6 protein-coding genes and 2 pseudogenes are annotated in these 4,814 nt (G+C 37.5%); 2 read left to right on the forward strand and 6 right to left on the reverse strand.

Annotated elements, in window-relative coordinates; all coding sequences use genetic code 11:
- The first annotated feature begins 138 nt into the window (after window positions 1-138).
- Window positions 139-555 (forward strand): terminase small subunit, encoded by a 417-nt coding sequence (locus CBG25_RS18110; protein ID WP_290608406.1) that lies wholly within the window; start codon window positions 139-141, stop codon window positions 553-555.
- 62 nt (window positions 556-617) lie between these two features.
- Here CBG25_RS18110 and CBG25_RS18115 read toward each other — a convergent pair whose 3' ends face one another.
- The 5 genes and pseudogenes from CBG25_RS18115 to CBG25_RS18135 all read right to left on the reverse strand — a co-directional run bounded on the left by CBG25_RS18115 (window position 618) and on the right by CBG25_RS18135 (window position 3,600).
- A complete protein-coding gene (locus CBG25_RS18115; RefSeq protein WP_290608408.1) occupies window positions 618-1,076 on the reverse strand; it encodes a hypothetical protein in 459 nt (152 codons plus the stop codon).
- Window positions 1,077-1,422: 346 nt separating this feature from the next.
- Window positions 1,423-2,025: pseudogene (locus CBG25_RS18120) on the reverse strand (terminase TerL endonuclease subunit); the annotation flags it as partial.
- 177 nt (window positions 2,026-2,202) lie between these two features.
- A pseudogene (locus tag CBG25_RS18125) lies at window positions 2,203-2,304 on the reverse strand (phosphoribulokinase); the annotation flags it as partial.
- A 99-nt stretch (window positions 2,305-2,403) separates the two neighbouring features.
- Window positions 2,404-2,622 carry a YheU family protein gene (locus CBG25_RS18130; protein ID WP_290608410.1) on the reverse strand — a complete coding sequence of 73 codons (219 nt, stop codon included), beginning with the start codon at window positions 2,620-2,622 and terminating at the stop codon, window positions 2,404-2,406.
- 3 nt (window positions 2,623-2,625) lie between these two features.
- On the reverse strand, window positions 2,626-3,600 hold the full coding sequence (locus tag CBG25_RS18135; RefSeq protein ID WP_290608412.1) for a hydrolase: 975 nt from the start codon (window positions 3,598-3,600) through the stop codon (window positions 2,626-2,628).
- A gap of 100 nt (window positions 3,601-3,700) precedes the next feature.
- Between CBG25_RS18135 and CBG25_RS18140 the strand changes: the two genes are divergently transcribed.
- Window positions 3,701-4,303, forward strand: coding sequence for a LysE family translocator (locus CBG25_RS18140; protein ID WP_290608414.1), 603 nt, complete (start codon window positions 3,701-3,703; stop codon window positions 4,301-4,303).
- A 139-nt stretch (window positions 4,304-4,442) separates the two neighbouring features.
- Here the strand turns inward: CBG25_RS18140 and CBG25_RS18145 are convergent.
- The coding region (locus CBG25_RS18145; RefSeq protein ID WP_290603757.1) for a transposase at window positions 4,443-4,814 on the reverse strand (372 nt) is incomplete at its 5' end.

A 4,814-nucleotide genomic window follows, 5' to 3' on the forward strand; every position in this document is an offset into this window, starting at 1 on the left:
CAATGATAGCTCGCCATTTCTCGTCTGTACGGTAAATTCCCATCTAATATTTCTCCTTAATTGTTAGCGTCGAACATCATGACAAATTAGGAGAAGTGAAAAAATGTGGGGATTTAACGACGCTTACGAAAAAACGATATGCTAACAATAAAAAAAAAGAAATTTGCTGAGGCATTACATGCTGGTAAAAATCAGCGAGAAGCCGCTATTGACGCGGGTTACAGCGAAAAAAGCGCAATATCAAAGGGTAGTCATTTAGCTAAAGATCCCGATGTCTTGAACTATCTAAAAATGTTGACTTTCGGAGTCAACATTTCGCAACAGAATACGACGGCAAACCTGAATAAAAATCTGGAAGATCCTGTTGAAGTGATGACGTTGATTATGACAAAGCATATTAATACGGATCCAAAACTGGCATTAGACGCAGCAGCTAAATTAGCGCCGTATATTCATAGAAAGCTAGATGATCCGGGAAAAAAAGAGTTAAAAGCAGAGAAAGCGCAAGCTGTTAATCGATTCACAGCATTACCAACACCATCATTGAAACATTAAAAAAGGGCTTGTATCTTACCAATACGCCGTAAAGCCCCGTTGTTCAGCGGCTGTCAAAAACATCATGCTTTAGGTAAATCACCGGCAAACCATGCAAAAATCGATTCAAGTTTGGTTAACTTGGTGTGATCATCCAACCCAAGTTTAATTGATGTCCTTTTATAAGCTGCATTAGCAAGAAGGCCATAGCATTTAGTATCTGATTTTTGTAATTCATTAAATTTCTGGTGTAATTCATCATCACTTAAAGTTGATTCATTATAAATTAATGCCAGATATCTCTTAGCCTGTATGTTTGAAAAACATGAATGTTTAGCGTATTCGTAGAAATACTGAATGGCAGAAAGGCATGAAACAAAGACACCAAATAAAAGCAAATTTGAAAAAGGTGTAAAAACTGAACCTCCCAATATAAACAAAAACACAGATATCAATTTATCTATACGTCCCGTTAAGGTGCTAAACATTTCTTCTAAATAATAAGAATAATTAATATCAAAAATTATATTATGACGGTTCATAGTGTTATCTCTTTTAATTTGGTTTAGGTTTTGGTCTGGGCTTTTTAGGCATTTGTTTCTCTTCAAAATCATCAGATAAATCGCGATAACATTTAAGATAAAAATGACAAAAATCTCGCATATTTAATCCTTTTCAGTTCGTTGGGGTGAATTGATTATACATGAATTCACCATATTATTTAATATTATGATAATAAATGATTTTTATTAAAAATAAGGCGGTTTTATATTATTATTTATACATATTTTTATACAAAAATTGCCGAACGAACTTATAAACATATAATAACATCAGAACATTATTAAATTGAAATTTTCTAAAGAAATCTATTGAACCGTAAGGTAATTACACCCCATCAAATGAAGCTAATCGTTTTTTCTGCTCATCGGTCAGGCTAAAGGTAAAGTCCTCATGCTCTATCTGCCATGTACCAAAGCTCATCAGAAAGGCTAAGGCGGGGTCAATTTTGTTAGCCGATTTCTTCTTGTTTGGTTTGATATTGGCGTTTGCATCGGTTTCCATTACGGCATTAGCGATCGCCCATGTTAAAACAGGGTCACCGTTATGGTAAATATTCTGACGATTAACAAACACTTCGGCGGATTTGGCGACAGGGCTTAAGCGCATATAGGTTTGTGGGAAAGGCTCAACATCTAAACCTGCGCCCTGTAATTGGGTTCTGAGATGGGTTGCATTCCACGTATCAAAGCCAATGAGCTTAATTTCAAACTGCTCACTATCTTTAAGAATATCATCTCTGATACGGTCATAATCAATACAATCGCCTTTGGTCGTTCTCAGCCAGCCTAACCGTACCCATTGATGATAAATCGCCCTGTTCTTATTCGCTGGACTCTGTAATTGGGCTTCTGGGATGTAGTGACGGCTCAATAGCAAAAGGGCATTTTCTTGTGGGAAGGTATAACAGACGCTAGTAATATCACGAGTTTCGCACCAATAAAAAAACGCTCTATTTTTAAGTTTAATTCAGCATGATATATAAATAGTCAAAACCTTATAAATCAAATACAACTTATTGTAATTTAAGAAAATTTATGTTTTTTAGTAACTTGCAGATTAATCATTGCTTTTAAGCCATTTTTAGAATTTTATATGCCTGTGCGAAACTCGTGACTGAGTAAAGATTTTTTGAAATGAAAGGCTGGTGGTGCTGGTGCCCGCACCACTGGAGCCTGTTACTGCAATGATCGGATGATTAGCCGACATAATAAATGGCTTCCATTACGCATTCAGATAACACAATGTTTTAACACATTAATTACAATAACGTAAAATTTCTTTTTATATAGCGATGTATACAGTTATTTAAGAATGTAATTGTGTTTTTGGCAAAATATTTATCGTTTCATGTAATTCAGACCAGACAAGCACAACACTTCCTAATCGTAATTGTTGCTTAATATCCTCAACTTTTTCTTCCAGCGTTTTCTCATCTTTTCCATAATCCGTTGCTTCTCGTAACACAAAGCTTTCAATCAAATTATTTAAAGTATCTGCTGCTAGCTGTTGCCATGGAATGATCATAAATTACGGCTCCAGATGTGGGGTTAACCAATCAGGTATGCGTTGCTCAAGCCACATTTTAGGCTGTTTTAATGTGCCACTAACAAACCCAACGTGACCACCATGTTCTGTCATTTGATACTCAATATTAGCGGGTAATTGGTTGATATCCGGTACAACTTCAGGCGCCATAAAAGGATCATCTTTTGCATGAATAATTAGTGTTGGCACACGGATATTTGGTAACCGAGGCAGAGCACTACATTGATGATAATAATCCGCTGCATCTTTAAAACCGTGTATTTTCGCCGTGATGACATTATCAAAATCACGTAGCCGTTTTAGCTTTTTTAGTTGTAGCAAATTAAGCGGTAATGAACCTGGGTAGCGAATGAGTTTGCGTGTTGCATTACGTTTAAGGCCGTTTAGTAAATAACGCTCATAGAATTGTGAAATCCCTTTTTCTAAACGAATTGAACATGGCTCTAACATTAAAGGGGCGGAAACAATGACTGCTGCATTAACATCAGCATATTGTCCGGTTTCTGCTAAATAGCAAGCTAACATATTACCACCAAGTGAGTAGCCAACCGCGGCAATTGGTACTTTACCGTAAATCGTTTTCTGCCATTTGAGGAAGTAGCGGGCATCGGTAATTTCACCGGAATGATAAATGCGTTTTTGTCGATTCGGTTCTCCACTACAGCCACGAAAATGCATAATTACACCAAGCCATCCTCGTCTTTTAGTCGCTTCTAACATGCCATGAGCATATGGGCTTCTAAAACTGCCTTCTAAGCCATGAAAAATGACCAGTCGAGGTTTATGCTTCGCAGATTGAGGATCTTCACTCCAAGCGAGATCAATAAAATCACCATCAGGTAATTCTAGGCGTTGCCATAACGGTTTGATTTGCGGCTTTTTCCTCACAATACGCGGTAGTAGTGTTTGTAAATGAGGATTTTTAGCCCAATTTATTGGTTGAAAATTTTTACTCATAATTGTAAATCTAAATAATTAATTCTACATATATTCTGATAATATATTGTTATTTTTAATATGAAAAAAAGATTAATAATAGTTAATCAAAGGATCTTAAATGAGTTATGGGCTGATTTTTGCGTTATTTACTTTTTTATTCATTGTGGCGATTACTCCTGGGCCAAATAATTTATTATTTACGTCATCAGGTGCTCAGTATGGTTTACGGCGTTCAATACCTTTAATGTTCGGCGTAATATTAGGTATCCAGAGTATTCTATTTATTTCTGCTGCTGGCCTTGCTGTTCTTTTACTGCTTTCGCCGGTGCTACAAATTATAATGAAAATTGTTGGGAGTTTATATTTATTATGGCTTGCTTGGAAACTCGCTACATCCCACCATATGCAACTTAATACAGAGTCCAAAGTTGCTAAATCAATTAAATGGTATCAAGGGAGTTTATTACAATTCCTGAATCCCAAAGCATGGATGATGGGGTTAGGTGCAGTTAGTAGTTATAGTGTTGCTGATAACTACGCTAACTCGATTTTGATCATAAGTTTTGTTATGTTGATTGTTAATTTAATCGGTGGTTTTGTCTGGGTTGGTTTTGGTTCTTTAATCGGCATCCTGCTTCGTGGCCGTAATGCTTGGTTTATTTTTAATATTACAATGAGTCTTTTTACACTCGCTTGTATCCCTTTTATTTGGTTGCATTAACTTAAGGGCACCTCGAAAAACTCAAGATTTTCAATTAACCCTTGGCTTTCATTCTAAATAATTAGATTTTTTTTGATTATCACGCTACTGATTCTATCGCACATTGCCCTGGCTAGGGCCATTTGACCCATTCTGGGCGTCAGAAAGCCACGATGCACGCGCTCTGGAAGTACGCCAACCGCTTTAGGTTGTAACATGCTGCCATCATCGTCATGGCAAAATTAGCGCGCACCTGTCCAATGGTGCGGATCAGTTTTCTACCCATTTGTTCCATCGCCGCAAATGCATGTTCAACCCGTGCCCTAGTCTTTGCAATCCTGTGGTTTCGCCCTTGCTGAGTCTTGGACAACGGTTTGTTTCGATGGCCTTTACGCTGAATCTGGCTCCTATAGCCGTTTGCCTTCAGCCAAGCTTCCCGCTCCGCAGAGGGATAGCCTCGGTCGGCGTAGATATTGCGATTGGTGTTGGCCTTGTCAATGACCCTTTCGAAATGCTGACTGTCGTGGGTGCT

The organism is Arsenophonus sp. ENCA, assembly GCF_002287155.1.
In the GTDB taxonomy this organism is placed as follows: Bacteria; Pseudomonadota; Gammaproteobacteria; order Enterobacterales; family Enterobacteriaceae; genus Arsenophonus; species Arsenophonus nilaparvatae.